The 17,843-nt window shown below is 63.1% G+C and carries 23 protein-coding genes; 3 read left to right on the top strand and 20 right to left on the bottom strand.

From position 1 onward, the window contains the following. Positions 1-138 precede the first annotated feature (138 nt). Complete coding sequence (locus ACGYLY_RS01640) at positions 139-1,107, top strand: succinylglutamate desuccinylase/aspartoacylase family protein (RefSeq protein WP_395283784.1); 969 nt, start codon at positions 139-141, stop codon at positions 1,105-1,107. Positions 1,108-1,863: 756 nt separating this feature from the next. Here ACGYLY_RS01640 and ACGYLY_RS01635 read toward each other — a convergent pair. Further along, positions 1,864-2,829 (bottom strand): mRNA cleavage and polyadenylation specificity factor-like protein, encoded by a 966-nt coding sequence (locus tag ACGYLY_RS01635; RefSeq protein ID WP_395283783.1) that lies wholly within the window; start codon positions 2,827-2,829, stop codon positions 1,864-1,866. A gap of 97 nt (positions 2,830-2,926) precedes the next feature. Continuing rightward, a complete protein-coding gene (locus ACGYLY_RS01630; protein WP_395283782.1) occupies positions 2,927-3,106 on the bottom strand; it encodes a hypothetical protein in 180 nt (59 codons plus the stop codon). Between ACGYLY_RS01630 and ACGYLY_RS01625 the strand changes: the two genes are divergently transcribed. Next, positions 3,105-3,809: a 5-formyltetrahydrofolate cyclo-ligase gene (locus ACGYLY_RS01625; protein ID WP_395283781.1), complete on the top strand. Its 705-nt coding sequence runs from the start codon at positions 3,105-3,107 to the stop codon at positions 3,807-3,809. The genes ACGYLY_RS01630 and ACGYLY_RS01625 overlap by 2 nt on opposite strands. 115 nt (positions 3,810-3,924) lie before the next feature. After that, positions 3,925-4,983, top strand: a complete 1,059-nt coding sequence (locus ACGYLY_RS01620; protein WP_395283780.1) for a nitrous oxide reductase family maturation protein NosD — start codon at positions 3,925-3,927, stop codon at positions 4,981-4,983. Between the two features lie 61 nt (positions 4,984-5,044). Here the strand turns inward: ACGYLY_RS01620 and ACGYLY_RS01615 are convergent, their stop codons facing one another. From ACGYLY_RS01615 to ACGYLY_RS01530, 18 genes are all read right to left on the bottom strand, one after another. After that, complete coding sequence (locus ACGYLY_RS01615) at positions 5,045-6,040, bottom strand: AI-2E family transporter (RefSeq protein ID WP_395283779.1); 996 nt, start codon at positions 6,038-6,040, stop codon at positions 5,045-5,047. Positions 6,041-6,094: 54 nt separating this feature from the next. Continuing rightward, complete coding sequence (locus ACGYLY_RS01610) at positions 6,095-8,836, bottom strand: class I SAM-dependent DNA methyltransferase (RefSeq protein ID WP_395283778.1); 2,742 nt, start codon at positions 8,834-8,836, stop codon at positions 6,095-6,097. Between the two features lie 126 nt (positions 8,837-8,962). After that, entirely contained in the window at positions 8,963-10,432 is a 1,470-nt protein-coding gene (gene secY / locus ACGYLY_RS01605) for a preprotein translocase subunit SecY (protein WP_395283777.1), read from the bottom strand. A 236-nt stretch (positions 10,433-10,668) separates the two neighbouring features. Further along, positions 10,669-11,160 carry an uL15m family ribosomal protein gene (locus tag ACGYLY_RS01600; protein ID WP_395283776.1) on the bottom strand — a complete coding sequence of 164 codons (492 nt, stop codon included), beginning with the start codon at positions 11,158-11,160 and terminating at the stop codon, positions 10,669-10,671. Between the two features lie 2 nt (positions 11,161-11,162). Further along, entirely contained in the window at positions 11,163-11,627 is a 465-nt protein-coding gene (gene rpmD, locus ACGYLY_RS01595) for a 50S ribosomal protein L30 (protein WP_395283775.1), read from the bottom strand. Then, entirely contained in the window at positions 11,627-12,268 is a 642-nt protein-coding gene (locus ACGYLY_RS01590; RefSeq protein ID WP_231185218.1) for a 30S ribosomal protein S5, read from the bottom strand. Before ACGYLY_RS01590 ends, rpmD begins: the two co-directional genes overlap by 1 nt. 1 nt (position 12,269) lies before the next feature. Next, a complete protein-coding gene (locus ACGYLY_RS01585) occupies positions 12,270-12,824 on the bottom strand; it encodes a 50S ribosomal protein L18 (protein WP_231185219.1) in 555 nt (184 codons plus the stop codon). Positions 12,825-12,826: 2 nt separating this feature from the next. Beyond that, on the bottom strand, positions 12,827-13,267 hold the full coding sequence (locus ACGYLY_RS01580) for a 50S ribosomal protein L19e (protein WP_231185220.1): 441 nt from the start codon (positions 13,265-13,267) through the stop codon (positions 12,827-12,829). Further along, the gene (locus ACGYLY_RS01575) at positions 13,260-13,967 is read right to left on the bottom strand and encodes a 50S ribosomal protein L32e (RefSeq protein ID WP_395283774.1); all 708 of its coding nucleotides are present in this window, start codon (positions 13,965-13,967) and stop codon (positions 13,260-13,262) included. Before ACGYLY_RS01575 ends, ACGYLY_RS01580 begins: the two co-directional genes overlap by 8 nt. Before the next feature lie 3 nt (positions 13,968-13,970). Next, positions 13,971-14,507, bottom strand: coding sequence for a 50S ribosomal protein L6 (locus ACGYLY_RS01570; RefSeq protein WP_395283773.1), 537 nt, complete (start codon positions 14,505-14,507; stop codon positions 13,971-13,973). 4 nt (positions 14,508-14,511) lie between these two features. Next, positions 14,512-14,904 (bottom strand): 30S ribosomal protein S8, encoded by a 393-nt coding sequence (locus ACGYLY_RS01565; protein ID WP_231185223.1) that lies wholly within the window; start codon positions 14,902-14,904, stop codon positions 14,512-14,514. 2 nt (positions 14,905-14,906) lie between these two features. Then, positions 14,907-15,083, bottom strand: a complete 177-nt coding sequence (locus ACGYLY_RS01560; RefSeq protein WP_007983484.1) for a 30S ribosomal protein S14 — start codon at positions 15,081-15,083, stop codon at positions 14,907-14,909. Then, a complete protein-coding gene (locus ACGYLY_RS01555; RefSeq protein ID WP_395283772.1) occupies positions 15,080-15,598 on the bottom strand; it encodes a 50S ribosomal protein L5 in 519 nt (172 codons plus the stop codon). The genes ACGYLY_RS01560 and ACGYLY_RS01555 overlap by 4 nt, the downstream gene beginning before the upstream one ends. Further along, a complete protein-coding gene (locus ACGYLY_RS01550; protein WP_395283771.1) occupies positions 15,595-16,338 on the bottom strand; it encodes a 30S ribosomal protein S4e in 744 nt (247 codons plus the stop codon). Before ACGYLY_RS01550 ends, ACGYLY_RS01555 begins: the two co-directional genes overlap by 4 nt. After that, a complete protein-coding gene (gene rplX, locus ACGYLY_RS01545; RefSeq protein ID WP_395283770.1) occupies positions 16,335-16,691 on the bottom strand; it encodes a 50S ribosomal protein L24 in 357 nt (118 codons plus the stop codon). The genes ACGYLY_RS01550 and rplX overlap by 4 nt, the downstream gene beginning before the upstream one ends. After that, positions 16,688-17,086 carry a 50S ribosomal protein L14 gene (locus ACGYLY_RS01540; RefSeq protein ID WP_231185227.1) on the bottom strand — a complete coding sequence of 133 codons (399 nt, stop codon included), beginning with the start codon at positions 17,084-17,086 and terminating at the stop codon, positions 16,688-16,690. Before ACGYLY_RS01540 ends, rplX begins: the two co-directional genes overlap by 4 nt. Beyond that, positions 17,086-17,424, bottom strand: coding sequence for a 30S ribosomal protein S17 (locus ACGYLY_RS01535; RefSeq protein ID WP_231185228.1), 339 nt, complete (start codon positions 17,422-17,424; stop codon positions 17,086-17,088). Before ACGYLY_RS01535 ends, ACGYLY_RS01540 begins: the two co-directional genes overlap by 1 nt. Further along, positions 17,415-17,843 (bottom strand): ribonuclease P protein component 1, encoded by a 429-nt coding sequence (locus ACGYLY_RS01530; protein ID WP_395283769.1) that lies wholly within the window; start codon positions 17,841-17,843, stop codon positions 17,415-17,417. The genes ACGYLY_RS01535 and ACGYLY_RS01530 overlap by 10 nt, the downstream gene beginning before the upstream one ends.

The raw sequence follows: 17,843 nt of genomic DNA, 5'->3' as shown, positions 1-17,843 counted from the left end.
AAAAGATGGCGTCCTGTACTTTCACCGGATGGCGAACGTTTTTATCTGTTCGCTCCATTTTCGTGCGAATAACCCCCACGGATTGCCGCCGACGAGGTTCGGTACGTTCATGGTGTTGCCATCGCAGTATTGCATCAAATGGAAGGACACACGGCGGAACGTGTCACGCTGGCTCGGCTTCCGTCGGGCGTCGAACTCGAAACGACCATCCACACCTATGACGGTGCCAAAGACGGTCCGACGCTCTACATTCAGGCGGCACAGCACGGGCGCGAAATCAACGGCAGCGAAGTGCTTCGCCGGTTTCACGAGGAACTCGATACGGAGCGCCTCGCCGGCCGAATCGTCGCGGTTCCCGTCGCTGACCCGCTCACGTTCGACCGGGTGTCGTACACGACACCCGAACAGCTAGACAGCATCAATCCGAACATGAACCGGGTCTGGCCCGGCGACGAGGAAGGAACGCTCCACGAACGCATGGCGGCGACCTTGTGGGAGTTCGCAAGCGAGGCGGACGCCATCGTGGACCTTCACACGGGAAGCCGGAACATGATGACCCACGTCGTCTTCATGGAAGGGGACCGGGAGTCGCGAAACCTGGCCGAAGCGTTCGGGACCGATCTCCTCCTCTCCGAGGAGGCCGGCGACGACGCCGACGTGGAGTGGTCGGAGCGAAACTTCGGCGGCAAGTTCCGTGTCGCGGCCACGCGCGAAGGGATTCCGTCCATCACGCCGGAACTCGCGCACAACAAGGAAATCGTCGAGCAGGCCGTCGAAACCGGATTGACCGGCGTCGTCAACGTCTGTCGCCATCTGGAGATGCTTCCGGCGTCGCCCATCGAAAACGGGGAGAAGGTACTGGCACGCAACCACCTCGGCCGCGTCGATGCCGCCGATTCCGGGCTGTTCGTGGTCGAGTCGAATCACGAACTCGGCGACACCGTCGAGGCCGGAGAGCGCATCGGCACCCTGTACGACCCCGCGACGTACGAAGTTCGACAGAACGTGGAAACCGACCGCGACGGCATCCTGTACGCGCTCACCCGCGAATCGACCGTCTGCGGCGGGGGGAAACTGCTGAGCGTCGCGCTGCTCCGCGAGGAGTGAGCGAGCGACGGCGATAGCTCCCCCAGTTTCGGAACGCGAGCCACTGCCACGCCGAGAATCCAGTCCGGACGAACCGGCGAGGAGATGCCGACGGCTTGGTCGTAGTAGCCGTTCGCGTCCCCTTTGGTGATGAATCCCGCGTGGGGGGCGGGACAGTTCCGCAGTTCGGCACAGTCGTCGGCACCCGCGAGATACGCCGGATTGCCCTCGTCGTACCAGTTTTCCCCCGCCGAAACCCAGAACCGCGCCCGGTGGAGGACGGGAATCGCCGACTCGTTTCCGTGGGGTCGATAGACGAGGACGTTGCCCGGACCGCCGAGCGTCTCGAACCCGTCCCGTTTTCCGTTTCGTGCGGAGACGACGCCGCTCCTGCTGTCCGGCGGCGTCACGCGGTTTTTGTCCATCACCACGACCACGTCGGACGTGTTGACGTGCGGCGACATGCTTCCGCTGATGACGGTGTACGCGGGCGGCCAGACGCCCAGCGTCGCGACGAAGAGCACGCTCACGACGAGAAGAAGTGCGACCGCGCTGGCGAGCAGTCGTCGGAGGCTGAACACGACACGGTGGGACGCGAACTACCAGCTTTGTTATCTCCCACCTGCAAAACGGAACGTGGCCCTTTCCGCCACGTCCACGGGGGAAAGTGGCGACAATACGGGCGATAGGTGTCACGATACGGCCGATAAGTATCGTTTCGGATACGACCCCGGAAGCGGAATGCGTCCACCGGAAATCGAACGCTACCCCTCGTAGTTACTCACTTCCGAAGTCGAGGAGCGACCGCTGATGACGCATCAACGGGCGGGCGTCGTATCCGAGCTTCTGGAGGTGTCCCGCGAACTCGTCGGCGAAGCCGTGCTGCGTGTAGACGACGTCGGGGTCCACCGCCTCCACGGTCGAGACGAGTTCGTCGAAATCGGAGTGGTCCGACAGCGGGAACGTCGCGTCGTACCCCCCGCGGTAGCGATACGAACTCCCGACCGCCCACCCGGAGAACCCGACCATCGACCCGTCGACGCGCTCGACGAGGTTCCGTACCCAGTCGGCCCGGGAGAGGTTCGACGGGAGCACGACGATTTCGTCGCCCGAAAGCCTGTCCGTCTCGAACGATTCCGCGTCGAAGGTGATTCCCGTCGTCGCCTCGATCGCTGCGTTCACCGTCCGAATCGCGTCGCTGACGACGAGCGGGCGATTCGTCGCCCGACGGGCCAGACCTTGGAGTTTCTGTGCGCGGCCGAGCGAGTAGCCGAACAGGAACAGCGGTTCATCGTGGTCGGTCAGCCAATCACAGATTTCGTCCTCCAGTTCCGCCTGTGACGGGAAGCGATATCGCGGGTCGCCGTAGGTCGTCTCCATCACCAGCACGTCGGCGGGGACGGGGTCGAACCCGTCGAGGTACAGCCTGTCCCGCGTCGAAAAGTCCCCGGTGTACAGATACCGGCGGTCGGCGTCGATAAGCGCCGCTCGCGACCCGACGACGTGGCCCGCCGGGAGGAGTTCGATACCCGGTACCGATTCGGCGAACTCGAATTCCGCGCCCGTCCGCGCCCGAACGAGCGCGGCGGTCTCGGCCGAACAGAGCACCGTCTCGGGGGTCCTCCGAAACGTGTGGTCGGCGTGGGCGTGGCTCACGAAGTTCACGTCGCCCACGGCGCTTCGGGAGTCCGCGACGATGATTCTGCCGGCCTCGATGTGAATTCCGTCCCGCAGTCGAATCACGATCGAAGTTGGTATGCGATGGGCTTGAACGCTCGGGCGCTCACTGGCCTCCGCGACGGGAGTAATCGGGTGCCGCTCGTGCATTCGACGAATGCGATCACGGGACGTCCTCCGAGGAAAAGGAGACCCTCACCGCGAACTCCGCGATATCGTCGGACAAGCCGCACGAAACGATCCAGTTCACCCGTTCGACGACTCCGAGACGCGTTCCGGAACCCTCCGTGGCTGGGGGCCGAAGCGTTGCGTTGAAGTCACAGTGAGGGGCCACTCCTGCCATGGACAAGGACGACCTCCGCGACCGAATCTGGACGCGGTTGGAGGAGGAGGGCATCGCTCGGTTCCCGTTCCCACCGCACGGCCGGATTCCGAACTTCGCGGGCGCTGGGGACTCGGCTGGCCGACTCGCGGAACTCCCCGAGTGGGAGAACGCGTCGGTGATAAAGGCGAACCCGGACGCGCCCCAGTTGCCGGTTCGGCGGCGGGCCTTGCGGGAGGGAAAGATCGTCTACATGGCCCAACCGCGGCTTCGTGACGAAAAGCCGTTCATGAAACTCGACCCGGCGGAGATCGAGGACACGGACGCCGCCGCGACGGTGTCGAAGATGGACGGCTACGCCGAACCGGTCGCGCCGGACGAGATGCCGCACGTCGATTTTATCGTCTCCGGCAGCGTCGCGGTGACGGAGGGCGGTGCCCGAATCGGGAAGGGGGAGGGATACAGCGACCTCGAATTCGCCGTGCTTCGGGCGTTGGGGGCGGTGGACGGGGGAACCACGGTCGCCACGACGGTCCACGAAGCACAAGTAGTCGAGGAAGCACCGGCGGTCGAGGCCCACGACGTTCCGATGGACGTCGTGGTGACGCCGGAGCGGGTGGTTCGAACCGACTCCGATTTCGAGCGACCGGAGGGCATCGACTGGGACGCGCTCCCGTCGGAGAAAATCGAGGAGATACCGCTCCTCCAGCGGTTGCAACCGTGACCGAAGGGACGGAGCGAGTATTCCGACACCGGTTGTCGCCACAACCGAAACGCAACGGGCGATTGTCGAAAAGTGGCGGGTAAATAACGAACCGTGAGCGAAACGAGGTTCGTCCATGCGCGTCAAACCGCCGACACGGACCGCCGCTTCGCTCATCGCCGTACTGGTCGCCGGGTTCCTCGTCGTTTCGACGGCCGTCGGAGCGCTCGCTATGACCCCCGATTCGGCCATCGGAATCGCGGCGGGGCAAGGGGGGACGGATGCGACCGAAGTCGACTCCTGTCGAACGATTTCGTCGTCCGGTCGCTACGTCCTCACCGCGGACGTTCGAAACGTGACGGTCGATACCTGCCTCCGCGTGACCGCGAGCGACGTGACCATCGACGGGCGCGGACACCTCGTCGACGGCCTCGGCGATTTCGGCACCACCGGCGTTCGCGTGGAGGGCGGGTCGAACGTAACGGTTCGGAACGTGGAAGCAACCGACTGGGACGACGGAGTCCGGTTCGCCGGTACCCGCCGCTCCCTCGTGGCAAACACGACGACGGCGCGAAACCGCGTCGGCCTGTCGCTGGTGTCGTTCCGCGATAGCAGGGCCGTGAACAACGTCGCCCGTTCGAACGCGGTGGCCGGCGTCTTCCTCGTCGGGAGCAGTTCGAACGTCACGCTCCGGAACACGAGGGCGAACGAGAACGCCTTGGTCGGCGTGCAACTCGTGGAGGCGACCGGAACCACCGTCACCGGAACGGTCGCCCGCGGCAACGAGTACGGCGTCGCCCTGTTGGGCGCGAACGGAAACGTCGTTCGCGACAGCACGGCGACCCGAAACCACATCGCCGGGATTTGGCTCTCGGCGGCCAGCGACAACCGAATCCGCGAGAACCGAGTCACGAACCGGTTTTACGGGGTGTATCTCGCGGACGGCGCGGAGAACAACACCGTCGAAGCGAACGACGCCGACGGAAATTCGGTCGGCGTTCGACTGCGAGCGAGCGACCGCAACGCGATTCTTCGCAATCGGGTCGTGGACAGCAGCGACACCGGAATCCTCCTCATTTCGAGCGACGGAAACCGAATCGCCGGAAACAGAGGGGACGGAAATCGACGAGGAATCGTCGTTTCGAAGTCCTCGTCGGGGAACGTCCGCTCGAACAACTCCGTCGGCGAAGCGTGAGACGGTGAGCGGGAGAGACGTGGTGGCGAACCGCACGAACCGCGTGCTCGTCGTACTCGTGTTACTCCTCGTACTCGCGGGCGAAGACGGTGACGAGCGACCGGAAGATTCCGAGGACGATCGGTCCGAAGAACAGTCCCATGAAGCCGAACACGTAGACGCCGCCGAAGATGCCGACGACGAGGATGCCGGGGTTCAGTTTCGCCTCGTGCCCGCTCACTAACGGCCGGAGGTAGTTGTCCGAAAGGCTGATGACGAAGGTTCCGTAGACGAAGAGGAACCCCGCCGCGATCGGCCGGTCGACGAGGAACAAGAAGAGCGAGGCGGGAAGCCAGACGACAGACGCGCCGATGAGCGGAAGCAAGGAGAGCACCGTCGTGACGACGGTCCAGAACACCACACCCGGAACCCCGGCGATGGCGAAACCGATGCCGGTCAGAATCCCCTGTACGACCGCGACGAGGAGGTTGCCGACCAACACGCCCCACATCACGCGGTCCATCTCGGAGTACAGTTCGTCCTGTACGTCGTCGGGGAGCGGCGTGCAGCGACGAATCCACGCGACGAACTCGTCGCCGTCCGTGAGGAGATAGTAGACCACGAACACCATCACGGTAAGACCGATGAGCGCGTTCGAGACGCCACCGAAGATACTGAGCGCGTTTTCGAACAACCGCGAGGAAATTCCCGCGGGAAGCAGTTCCTGTAACGTGCGTCCGTGGATGGTGACGCCGGTGTACCGTTCGACGAGGGCGATGAGTTCGGCGAACTGCGGGTCGCCTCGGACGATGGCCCTGACGAGCGTGACGGCCTGCTGGGCCGCGATGGCCGCGATGGCGACGACGGGGACGATGACGACGAGCGTGGTGATTCCGATGAGCGAGAGCGCGGAGACGCGGGAGCTAACCCGCGATTCGAACCTGATTTGAATCGGATGGAGGATGTAGCCGAGGAGAATCGCCGCCAGCACGTACTGGAGAAACGGTTTGACGAGCAGGACGGAGAGGAGACCGAAAACGACGATAAGGAACAGTAAAAATCCGCGTTGCCGATTCATGCCGGAAAAACGACGGGGGGAGGTATAAATCAATCCGATGACATCGGAAAGCAGTCACTCGTCGAACTCCATCTCGATCTCACCGTCGAGCGCGTCCAACCCCCGAATCAGCGGTTCGACGTCGGTCCCTTTCGCCCGACGGGTCTCCTTCAGCGTTCGGGCGATTTTCCCGAGCGTTTCGGCGTCGACATCGAGACCCAGCACGTCGATGACCACGTCGTCGATGACGGTTTGTCCCCGTTCGTCGCCCGCAGCGAGCGCCTCGAAGCCGTTCCGTGCCGCGGTGCGCTGTTCCTCGGTCAGCGCCGTCGGGTCCACGACGCGAAGGGTTCTGAGATCGGAGCCGGAGAGGTTCACCGCGCCGCCGCCGGTGACTCTGCCGTGGCTCTCCACGACGATCTTCGAGAGGCTGGAGTTCAGCAGGCCGAGCAGGAGCGTCGAATCGACGCGCTTCGGCCGAACGAGGAGAAACCGGTTGCTCGCGACGACGTTGCCGTCGGTGCGGAGGAAACGCCGCCGCGTATCCATCGCCTGCGGGCAGACGATAGGTGCGGTCTTCGCGTCCAACGGCCCCATGTCGAACCACGGGTCGTTGTTCGCGAGCGACGCGTTCGATCGGGACGGTTGGGTCGCCGCCCAGCGAAGGTAGGACGAAACGCCGTCGTAGCCGTCCCGTTCGAGCGACGACGCGACGAGGGTTGCACGGTCGGTTTCGGTCGTCCTCTCGTCCGTTTCCGTGGTGCCGGAGTTCGACACGACGCCCGCCACGTAGTCCGCCATGTCGAGCATCCACCGTTCCGCGTCGTCCGCCGTGTGTTCGTAGCCGTCGACTTCCCGGACGCTCTTGACTGCCGGGCGGAGAAACCGGCCTTCGATGGTTCGAGACCTGACCTCGTCGGCGTCGAGGATGAAAACCGGGTTCGCACCCGTCTTCTTCCCGCGGGTTATCGTTGCGAGGTCGGACAGGGGAACGGTTGCGTCGTATTCGACGACCGCCGTGTAGAGCGTGGGCGCGGTGATGTACCGCTGGAGTTTCTCGCCGAGCGTGGCTTCCAGATGCGACTGGCGGACGGCGATGGTTCGATGGCTCGACTCCCCACGGATTTTCAGGTACGTTCCCTCCCGAATCCCCTCGGTTCGGTCGATGACGGCGAGTGCATCCTCCGGGTCCATTCGCTCGTTGATGCGAACGAAGTTCGTCTCGGTGGTTCGTCGCGCCTCCGCGTCGTCGGTCCGCTCCAACAGCAACAGCACCGTGTCGACGAGGGCGTCCTCGAACAGTCGGTTCCGAAACCCGACCACGGCTTCGACCTTGTAGTGGTCGTAAAGGAACTCCTGCAACGAGGGGCCGTAATCCGCGGTCATCCACTTCGTCGGGAGGACCCACGCCAACCGCGCTCCTTCGCGGAGAAACCCCGTGACATGGGTCAGGAAATAGCAGTAGAGGTCGCTTCGACCGTCGATCTCCTTCTCACCGTCGGCGTAGGCACCTCCCGCGTCGCGGCCGAACCGTTCGAGATGGTCCCGAAAGTGCGCACGGTCGGCAGCGAGGGCCTCCTGTCTGACGTACGGCGGGTTCGCGACCGTGGCGTCGAACGGTCCGATATCGTCCGGGTCGAAGTCGAAAAAGTCGCCGTGGTACACGACGCTCTCATCGGACCGTTCGTACCCGTTCCGCGACGCGAGGTTCAGTGCCGTCAGGTGCAACGGGACCTCGTTGATGTCCACGGCCGTCAACCGCGACAGCAGTTCGCGGTGCGAACACGAACCCAACTCGTCCAACCGCTCGTAGGCGTGAACGGTGAGCGAACCGGTGCCGCTCGCCGGGTCGAGAACGCGGTCCGTCGGGGACCGAACGGCCCACCGAGAGAGCAGTCGGCCGATTTCGTCCGGCGTGTAGAACTGTCCGAGCGCCGTCCGCTCGTCGTCGGGGATGAGACGTTCGTACATCCGTCCGGCGATGTCGCGTTCGACCGTCGAGAGCGATTCGCCCTCGATGCTCGCCGCGAACGCACGCAAGCGCTCTTTCGTCCCCTCGTCGGTCGGAATCGCACCGAACAGGCCCGAACGCTCCTGCGCGGCCGACATCTCCGCGAAAACGGACCCGACTTCCCCGTCACCCGCTCCGTCGTCTTTCCGCCCACGGTCCGCGAGGACGAGGCGAGCCATCACCAGATACGCGTATCGCCGAGCGACGGTTCGGAACGTCTCCTCGATTTCGGGCCGGGCAACCGGATAGTCGTTCTTCCGCGCCCACGACAGCAACGAACCGCGAAATTCGTCGTCGTTCGCGAACGCCTCGCCGATACGCGATTCGTACCGCGGAACGAGGCTGGCGTGAAAACTCCTGCAACGGCCGACCATGAACTCCTCGTCGTTCCCGGGCGCTTCGTCGTCGTCCCGTAGCACCACCGCGTCGGCGAGTACCCGTTCGCCGAACGTCGCGAGGGACAGGGTACGCAAGTCGTACCACCGCCGATCGAACTCCGAACCGTCGCGGTCGGCGTCCGGTTCGGAACCGTAGAACAGGAAGGCGTCGGTTTCGCTGACCGTGACGAACGCGGACGCGCCGACGTTGCAGGCGCGTCGCCGGGTTTTCCGTATCACCGTCGGCGAATGAGGATCGACGTCCGCCGGCACGATCTCGAAGATTATGCCGCCGCGGCGAGGGGATGGAACGAGGAGTTTCCCGCCGGGCGATTCTTCGAGCGGAGTCGCGAACGGTGTGTCATGAGCGGAGATGTATTCCGCTAGCGCGGACCGAAGGCGGGCACGAAACGCGAACTCCGACACCATGTTTCGTTCATCCCCGTCACGAAGTAAGAAGGTTCCGCGAACTTCGACTCCGACGGGTGTTCGTGTCCCTCGGGACGCCCCCCGTGACAACAGAGAAAACGTCAATTCCGGTCTACAGCGACCGGGTTATCCGCCGAACATCTCGCGCATCATCGGATGCATCTCCATCAACTGCTCTTCGGCTATCTCCTCGTACAACTTGTACGTGATGGAGACGGCGAGCAGCAGCGACGTTCCGGAGGTGCCGCCGATGGTGCCGAGCATGTTCGCCAGAACGGCCAGCAGGCCGACCAGTGCGCCGCCGAGGACGGTAACTTGCGGGATGTAGCGTTCCATCACCTTCTCGATGACGCCGATGTTCTGGCGGAAGCCGGGAATCTGCATCCCCGAGTTCTGAATCTGCTTTGCGGTCGATTCGGGACCCATGTCGGCCGTCTCCACCCAGAAGACGGCGAAGATGGCCCCGCCGACCACCATGAACCCGAGGTCGATGCCGACGCGGAGCAGGACCTCCCACGCCGCGTGGCCGCCCGCACCGCCCGCCCACCACATCCAATCGTTCGGGCTATGGATTGGCGCGAAGTAGTAGAACAGGCCTCCCGTGGGGGCTCCGTTAGGGTAGGTCCCGAGCCATGCTGGCATGTCGTTCCCGAGTTGGCTGTCCAGGATGCGACCGAGGAACTGGATGTTCGCCTGCAGCGCGCGGACGAGGATCATCGGCAGGACGCTCGCGTAGATGAGTTTCACGGGGAAGCGACCGCGGGCACCTTTCACCCGCGCGTGGCTCAGCGGAATCTCGACCCGTACGCTCTCGGCGTACACGACGATGACGAAGATGAGTATCGTCGTCGCGAGCGCGAGCAGTTGGCCGCCGCCGATCAGCATGTACTGAACCCCGCTCGACGTGAGCAGGGACGGGACGTTCTGTGCGCTCCCGGTGATGATGCCGATCCACTGCGGAATGAGACCGACGTTGGAGCCGATCCCCTGCGGCGAGATGAGACCGCCGATGAGGCGCTGGCTGACACCGGCGACGATGAACAGCCCGATACCGCTCCCGACACCCCACTTGCTGACGATTTCGTCCATGAACAGGACGAGAATCCCGCCGACGAAGATCTGGGCGAAGATGAGCCATTTGACGCCCAACATGCCGATGCCGAGGCTCTGTGCGACGGCCGGGTTGGCAGGAAGGAAGCCTCCGATGAACACCATCGGGAGACCGGTCAGGCAGATCATCACGACGACCAACAGTTTCTGTAGGCCCTGATAGAGGACTTGGTCGCGCGGGTCGCTGGTGTCCAGTCCCAACAGGTCCGCACCGCCGAGCAACTGCAAGACGATGCTTGCAGTGACTATCGGTCCGATACCGAGGTGCAGGACTGTTCCCTGTCCACCGGCGAGGAGCGAACGGAACTGACCGAAGATATCAGCACTTTGGTTCGCTCCGTACAGGAAGACGTTTGTCAGGAAGAAATACAGCAGTAACACGCCTGCCGTCCACGTCAGCTTTCGCTTGAAGGGTATGTGTCCCTCCGGACGTTGAACGGCGGGCATTCGTGTGAGGACTGGTTCAGCAGTCTCTTTCCAACCCATGTTCAACATCAATTCGAACCTCCCTACATGTATCTCCTTCGACTCGCGTCATGGGGGAAATAGATAGGATAAAGTACGGAGACGCCTACACAATACGGTTTCGCGTTTTCGCCCTCCGTCGGCGCGAAAACATCGCTCCACGTCCTACCACGGACGGTAGGTGTCAGAAAATTCGACCAGAGAGATCATTGTCACTGTTCGGGAGAACACATCAAAAAATACGGTCGACGAACGGGTTATTCCGCGTCGTCTTCGTCGTCTTCGCTTCCGCCGAACTCCTCTTCTTCGGCTCGTTCGCTCAGCACGGCGTCGCCGCCGGCCTCCTCGATGAGTTCGACCGCGCTCGCCGAGAAGGCGTCCGCGGTGACGTCGAGGCTGTTGCGAACCTGACCGCTGCCGAGCACCTTGACAGCGTCGACGTCCCAGCCGTCGTCGACGACGTCGCGTGCGTCGAGCTGGTAGCCGTCGTCGGTCTCCTCGGCGACTCCCTCGGCCGCGTAGAGCGCGGCGTCCTCGTCGAGCTTCTGCACGGACACGGTGAGCACCGTCTCCTGTGCGTCTTCGGGTCGGGAGAACCCGTGCTTTCCGAGCGGTTCGTAGTTGTGGAACTCGTGTTTGGCGCGACCGGCGCGTCCGCGACCACCACGGTGTCCGGCACCGCGGCGGTTCTTGTGGGTTCCGCCCCCGTGCGTCCGCGAGCCACGCTGGCGTCGTTTCTTGCTCGTCATGGTTATCGCATCGCCTTGAGGAGCGTCGTGATCTCCTCGGTCGTATGTTTGCCGAGCTGGCCACCCTCTTTCGTGGGGTGTTTGATGCCCTCGTGTCCACCGCGCGGTGGGTGGAGTCGGAGGACGGGCGTCAGGCCCTGCTCGCGAAGCGTCGTCTCGTCGTCGAGGAGCGCACCCGCGAGGTCGGCAATGTCGTCGTAGTCGGTGTTCTCTGCGATCCACTCGTCGTCGACGTCGTCGCTGCCTTCGAGCGGCTGCGCTCGTTTCGAGAGAACCGTCTCCAGAACGTCCCGGTCGGGTTCCCCGTGGGCGACGAAGTCGTTGACCTTGGTGATCATCCCGCGGTAGGTCTCGGATTCCGGGACCAGCGCGCAGTGGTTCACCTTGTGGATGTTGAGCATCGAGAGGGTGTCACGGACGTCCTGGTCCATGTTGACCTCGCCGCGAATCTGGACGACTGCTTCCATCAGTCGGCCACCTCCGGTTCCTCGTCGGGGCGGGCCCGCGGGCCGCGCGCTTGGGAGGCGTTCTCCAGCGCGTTGTACGTCGCCTTGGCGAGGTTGAGGGTCGTTCGCGTGTTGCCGTGGCTCTTCGTCCACGCGTTCTCGATACCCGCGAGTTCGAGGATCTTGCGGACGGTGTCGGTCGCCGCGAGACCCAGTCCGGCGGGTGCCGGGATGAGTTCGACCTCCACACTGCCCGCCTTGCCGGTCGTCCGGTGGGTCAACGAGTGCGGTCGGTCGCTTCGGTCCTCCCACGACCCTGCGCCGCGGGGAACGTCGATGATGTTCAGCTTCGCGATCTCGATAGCCTTCTGGATGGCACCACCGACCTGATCGTCTCGACCTTCCGCGTAGCCGACGAAGCCGTCGCGGTTGCCGATAGCACAGACGCAGCGGAACTTCACCCGCCGACCTGAGTCGGTCATGCGCTGGACCATGTTGATGTCCAGCACTTCGTCTTCGAGGCCGGGGAGGAGCTGGTCGACGAGTTCCGGTTCCTTGAGCGGAAGCCCGGAGTTGAGCGCCTCCTCCATCGTCTCGATGTCGCCTTCGACGACCTTGCGGCCGAGACGGGTCTGGGGTTGCCAGCCGTTTCTGTTACTCATATTATTCGTCCTCCTGCAGGTTCGAGAGCACTTCGTCGAAGTGCTCGGGTAGTTCAGTGGCGTCGAAATCCCCGCTGTACAGCGGCTCGTCCAGCTGTTCAGCGTAGTCGGCGATGTGCTCGCCGCGGTTGCGCGACCAGTCCGCCATCACGCTTTCGTTGTGCGGGATGTCGAGGCCAGCGTCGATTGCACCTTCCTGTACTGCGAACGCCTTGCTGCCAGGCGTCGCCGTGTTGAGACCGATGTCGAGGACTGCCTCCTCGTACTCCGTGTCAAGTGCGCGTTTGCCGAGCAGGTATCCGGTGAGGTACGCGCTGGGGAGGTTGCCCGTGGGGGCTTCCCAGCCGTACTCCTCCAGATCGCCGGAGTACGCACTTGCAACTGTGTTGTCGCCGTCGGGACCCATCGTGACCAGCTGTGCCCTGACGTGCTGATTGCTCTTCCGAGCGACCAGACGTGGCTTGCCCGATTTCAGCAGGCGCAACCTTTGATGGTAGTCAGTCCGGACCTCACGGCGGCGGCGCATCGGCACCTTGTATCGTGGTCCAGTTGCCATTGTTAGTAGTTGTTCTCTATGTAGTTCAGCAGGTATTGCACGCTACGGAACTCCCCACCTTTGGACTTATCGTACAGGGTTCGGTACTGCGTCTGCGTGATTTCGCCCTCGGCACGGAGTTCGCGGAGCTTGCGTCGCTGCGCGCGGATTTGGTTCGTCCACTCCTCTTTCGAGTTCTTGCGGCCGCCCTTCTTCCCTTTGCGGGTTCCGGGTCCGGTTCGGTGACCGTAGGCGCGCTTCGCGTTGCGCTCACGGGCACGGCCGCGGGAGTTGCTCTTTGCGTCCTTCGATTTGATCGACCCGTCGTCGACGAGTTCGCGGATGTCCTCGCGGGTAATCGCGTCCGCGATGGAACCCTGTGCGTCGGGGTCGAACCAAACGCGGTTCTTCCCGACGTCGAGAACGTCGGCGGCGAGTCGCTTCTGTGCACTCAGGTCACTCATTGTCAACCTCCACTTCGACGTAGGTCGGGTTGAGCACGCGAATGCCGTCCTCTTCTGCGACTTCCTCGATACGCTCGCGCTTGCGAGCGCCGACTTTCGAGGCGATACGAACCGCTTCGGCGTCGCCGTCCACGCCGTCGAGGTCGTCGACGTTGTGGACGCGAACCTCGTCGAATCCGCTCGGGTGCTTGCCCCGGACGGCCTTCGGCGTGCGGTAGCCAGCCTGAACCATGTCGCCTTTGCCCTTGATGCCTCGGCGCTGCTTGCTGAGGTTTCCGCGGGGCTTGCGCCACGATTCCGGCGTGCGCTTTTTCTTGTGGTAGTCCTGTCGATTGAACTGCGGTTTGCCGGCGCGTTCTCGCTGCTTGAGGAGTCGCGCTTCCTCGTCTTCAAGATCGGGCGTCTTCTCGGTCAGCCCGCGGGGTTGCAGTTCGGTTTCGACGTCTTCGGCCGGTTCTTCCTCGGCCTCCGGTTCCTCCTCTTCGATTTCGGCGTCGGTCTCCTCTTCGACTTCGAGGCCGCCGACGTCCGCCTTGATACGGGCGGCGAGCGCGTTGCCGATACCGTCGACTTCCGCGAGGTCGTCTTGACTGGCCGCTTTGATGTCCTCGACGGACTCGTAGCCTGCCTCTTGGAGCGACTCGGCCTTGCTTTCGCCGACACCGCTGATGTCTTCGATCGATTCTGGTTCGTCTGCCATCTATCAGGCACCTCCCGTGGACGGCTTCTCCGTAATGTAGACGCCGTCCTGGAACACGCGCGTGTCTTTACCCGACACGCGGGTGAGTTGTTCGATGTCTGCTGCGGTTTGGCCGACATCCTCGATGCTCGGGCCGCGCAGGGACAGTTCCTCGTCGCTTACCTCGACGACGGTGTCCCCGTGGACGCCCGTTCGTCGCGGTGCTTTCTCTCCGAGGAAGTTCTCGATGACGACTTCGTCGCCTTCGGAACGTACCTGCATCGGGAAGTGAGAGTAGAAGACTTCCATCTTGTACTCCCACTCCTCGCTGACGCCGTGAACCATGTTTCGCACGTGGCTCTCGAACGTCCCCATCGTCGCCTTCGTTTTGGCGTCGGTGGCGTCGCTCTCGATGACCACTGCGCCGTCCTCGACGGTGACGCTGATGTCCGGGTACCAAAGCCGTCGCGTGACGGTTCCCTCTGGCCCTTCGACGGTCACGTCGAGGTGGTCCACGTCGGCGGACACCTCGTCCGGAATTTCGATTTCTACTCGTGGCATGATTCTAGTAGACGTATGCGATGACCTGGCCACCGATTCCCTTCTCGCGGGCCTCGTAGTGGCTCATGACGCCGTGGCTGGTCGTGACGACGAGCGCCCCGTAATCTCGGGCCGGGAGGAATCGCTTCTCCCACTTCTCGTAGTCGTCTTTGCCCACCGAATAGCGGGGCTTGACCGCGCCACAGTCATTGATAGCGCCTTTCAGTTCGATCTCGAATCGACCGGCTTTACCGTCGTCGACGAAGTCGAAGCCGTCGATGTACCCGTGGTCGTAGAAGACCTCGAGCACGCTGCCGATCTCGTTCGAGGCGGGCTGTACCGCGTGGGACAGATGACCGACACCTTCGGCGTTGTCCACGCCGGAGAGTGCGTTGCTGAGTGGGTCGTTTCCTGCCATAGTTATCGGTACTTCCTGAATCCCATGTCGCGTGCGATCTCGCGGAAGCACTGGCGACACAGGTTGATGTCGTACTTTCCGACCAGTCCCTGCTTTCGACCACATCGTTGGCACGTTTCGAGTTGGCCAGTGCGCTTGGTCGAATGCTCGCCGGTCGAGTCGTTCTCACTTTCGCTCATTCATCCACCTCAACGTCGAAGTTGGCCTGCAGGAACGCGAGCGCGTCCTCGGCCGTCAGACGGTGGTTCGACGGAATCTTGCGGGTGACTTTGTCGCGCTTGGCGACGCGGTAGCCCGGTCGAACGAGGTTGACGGTGACGTCAAGCCCGTAGATTCCGACGTTCGGGTCGTACTCCTGACTCGGGAACTCGGTGTGCTCGTCGATACCGAAGCTGAAGTTACCCGTGTCGTCGAACTGGTTCGACGAGAGGCTGACGAGCGGGAGCGCCGTTTCGAGGAACTCGTGTGCGTCCTCGCCACGGAGCGTCACCTTCGCACCGATGGGGTCGCCCTGACGGATGCCGAAGTCGGGGAGCGTGGATTTCGCCAACGTGCGGACGCTCTGTTGTTCCGTCACGTTTTCGAGGATCTCCTCGGCGTTGGCGAGTTCGCGACCACCTTCGCCGACGCCCATGTGGACGACGACCTTCTCCACTTTCGGCTCTCGCATTTCGTGGAATTCGGCTTCGCTCATTCGTCATCACCCGCAGACGAAGTCTGCTGTACTTCGGACTCGTCCGAATCACCCGTGAAGTTCTCGTCGATGACGACGAGGTACTCCTCGACGGTTTCGAACGCGGTGTCGTCGCCTTCGACTGCGACCGTGTTCGAACCGCTGCCGGGCGTCACCGTGATGTCGGTGACTTCGCCGATTTCGCCGGCGTGCTGCCCGCGAACGGCGGTGACGAGACTGCCCTCTTCGTACGGGAAGTGGGCGAGGATGTCCTTGTCCTCGTTTCCGACGACGATGGAGTCCTTCGTGTTGTAGTCCGAATCGGACTCGACACGGAGGTTGCTCCCGTCGTGGAGGTTGAGTTGCGTTTCGCCACCGGGGACGTTCGTCTTGTCCTCGATTTTCGCCAGTCGGCCGTCCGCCGCATCCTTGTCGATGGGGGTCAGCGCGAGGCGACCGCCCTCGTCGGGGAAGACGCGGTAGAACTCCTCGCGTTCGGTGAACGCGATGATGTCGAACATACCGATGGGTCGCTGTTCGTCACTCACTGATTGTCCGTTCACGAGAACCGCATCCTGATCGAGCGCGTAGCGGGCTTCCTTCTTCGAGGCAGCATAGCCCAGTACGTCCCGCATCAGGATGAGGAGCGGAACACCGTCACGACCGTGCGGGCCGGCGCCGGCCTTCACGGTGAACGTGGCGGTCTTTCGCTCGACCGGCCATGATTTCGGAACGGAGAGTCGTTTCTGATGGTTGCTCATTCGGAATCACCTTCCAGACGCGCCTCGCGGCGGTCATCTGACAGGTCGAGGTCGGTCACGCGAACGTTGCTTGCTTCGAGCGGTCGCGGGACCTCCTCACCGTCGGCCTTTTCGAGGGTAACGTCCTCGACGAAGACGACTGCCTTCTTCAGGTCGACGGAGGTGACCTCGCCTTCTTCGCCGGCGAAATCGCCGCGCATGACTTCGACCGTGTCGCCCGCGTTGACGCGGACGCTACGCCGGTCGAACTCCTCGCGGAGGTCGTCCGACAACGTCGCTTTGACCTGCTTGTGCCGCTCGTGAAGCGGTGCGCGTTCGGTCTGGTTTCGCTGTTTGCGTGGTTGTCGAGTCATACTATCATCGTAGCTGTGCTTGCGATACTTCCGAACCGCTCTGCGACTTCCTGCGCGATGGGACCCTTGATTTCGGTCCCTCGCGGCTCTTCCACGTCGTCGATGACGACGGCCGCGTTGTCTTCGAATTTGACACGCGTTCCGTCGGGGCGACGGATGGATTTGCGCTGTCGAACGATGACAGCTTCGAGCACCTGACGGCGCATCTCCGGCGTCCCTTTCGTGACGGACACGGTGATCTTGTCACCGATGCCAGCCTTGGGATGGCGGCTCTTCGTGCCGTGGTAGCCGGAAACGCTGATGACCTTCAGTTGTCGTGCGCCGGTGTTGTCGGCACAGTTGAGCAGGGAGCCTTTCTCCACGCCCTGGGTCACGTCGGCCTTCAGTGCTTCCATCAGTCGTCACCCTCCTCGGCATCTGCCAAGTTCTCGACGACGACGTGTGATTTCGTCTTCGAGAGCGGTCGGGTTTCTGCGATACGAACCGTGTCGCCGACTTCGAGCGACATGCATTCCGGCGCGTGGGCCGGAACGCGGGAGCGACGTTTCATCTGCCGATCGTATTTCGGCACTGTAACGTCGTACTCCCGCTCGACGACAACGGTTTTGTCCATGTCAGTGGAGGCGACTTCCCCCTCGATTATCTGACCGCGCACGGAAAGCGATCCGTGAAACGGGCAGTCCTCGTGGGAGCAGGTCCCCTCCGGTTCTGATACATTCAATCCTAACGCCATTTCGAGTTACCTCCAGTTTCGGTACGCAATGCGGGTCGTGAGAGCAAATTCGTGCCATCCACCGTAACGTAGGCTCCGCCCTCGCAGTTCCGGGGTCGCTCCCCGGAGTTCACCGAGCGTCGCTCGGCGGCTGAGCCAGACTGACCGGAGTTCCCTCCGGCAGTTTCCGACCCCCGTTTGGACGGAGTCCCCGTTCCTTCGCAGGAAACGGCGGCTTCATTTGTGAGTTCGAATTCGAACGTCGTGCCCTGCTTTGGTACCTGCCACGACCGAGACGCGGACTCGACGGTAAGCGTGCGCATCGTCTCGGCAACGACTCGCCCTTCGATGGCTTCGAGGGACGGATTCGCCGCCGAAACGACCCGTACGTACAGGCCGACGAGTTCGTGTTTCGTGAGCGTCTCGGGTGTCAGTGGCAT

The organism is Haladaptatus sp. CMAA 1909, from assembly GCF_043952005.1.
Taxonomy (GTDB): Archaea; Halobacteriota; Halobacteria; order Halobacteriales; family Haladaptataceae; genus Haladaptatus.
The sequence above is the reverse complement of the archived record's forward strand: the minus strand, read 5'-3'. Positions and strand labels throughout refer to the sequence as shown.